Below are 1,487 nucleotides of genomic sequence, written 5' to 3'. Positions count from 1 at the left end.
ATCCGGATGCGAGGCAACCACCGCCTCCACCTCACCGAGCTCCACACGGAAACCACGGATCTTCACCTGGAAGTCCGCACGCCCCAGGAACTCCACGCTGCCGTCCGCCCGCCACCGCGCCAGGTCACCCGAGCGATACATCCGCTCGCCGGGAGTGGCGAAGGGGTCGGGCACGAAGCGTTCGGCCGTCAGGGCGGGGCGATTCAGATAGCCGCGGGCCAACTGCGCACCCGCCAGATACAGCTCGCCCGCCACCCCTACCGGGACCGGACGCAACCGCTCATCCAGGACATAGACCCGACTGTTGGCCACCGGCCGACCGATCGACGGCAACACCGGCCACTGCGCCGGATCACCCTCCAGAGACAACGCCGTCACCACATGCGTTTCCGTCGGCCCGTAATAGTTGTGCACCCGACGCCCCGGCACCGACGTAAAGAACTCCCGCACCGAACCGTGCAACGCCAACGCCTCACCAGCCTGCGCGACATCCCTCAACTCAGGCAGATCGACACCGAGTTCAGCCGCCGCCTCCGCGACCGCCTCCACCATCGGCATCGGCGCGAACAACTCACCCACCTCATGCTCGGCGAACCACCGCACCAACTCCGCCGCACTACGCCGCGTCTCATCACGCGGCACCACCAACGCCTTGCCCGACCACAACGCCGAGAACATCTCATGCGCCGCAGCATCAAAACCCAAAGCCGCGAACTGACCGGTCCGCTTACCCACCCCACCGGTAAGAATCTCCGCGTTCCAGGCCAGCAGATTCACCATCGCACCCGCCGGGAACACCACACCCTTCGGCCGCCCCGTCGACCCGGACGTATACATCACATACAACGGATGCTCAGGCCGCAGCTCGACACCACCCCGCTCCACCACCGACAAATCCGCGTCCGCATACCCGGCCACCGCATCGCCCGTGACCTCGACGCCCCGGGCCAACAGCTCCTCGGGGAGTCGCGCCAGCGTCTGCTCCGATCCGAGCACACACACCGGGTCGGCGTCCTGGAACATGTACGCGATCCGCTCCGCCGGATACGCCGGATCAACCGGCACATACGCAGCACCCGACTTCACCACCGCCAGCAAAGCCACCGGCAACCACTCCGAACGCGGCAACATCAACGCCACCACACGCTCCGGACCAGCACCCCGCTCCACCAACAACCGCGCCAGACGATTCGCCCGCGCATTCAGCTCCGCATACGACAACTCCACACCCTCGAACACCACGGCCGTCGCCCCGGGAGTAGATGCCACCTGCCGCTCAAAACCCACCGGCAACGACACCCACGGAACCACAACACCCGTCGCATTCCGCACCTCCAACAACTCACACCGCTCAGCCTCCGACAACACCTCCAGCCCACTCACCCGGCCATCAGCATCCGCCACCACACCGGCCAACACCCGACCGAACCGCTCCACCAAACCCTCAACCGTCCCCCGATCGAACAGATCAACGGAGAACTCCAGGA

Annotated in this window: 1 protein-coding gene; it reads right to left on the bottom strand. The window is 66.1% G+C overall.

Annotated elements, in window-relative coordinates:
• A partial coding sequence (locus ACWGIH_RS43455) for a non-ribosomal peptide synthetase (protein ID WP_453691784.1) occupies positions 1 to 1,487 on the bottom strand: 1,487 nt, incomplete at both ends.

The organism is Streptomyces sp. NPDC054872 (genome assembly GCF_053610705.1).
This window is presented reverse-complemented; position numbering and strand designations above follow the sequence as displayed.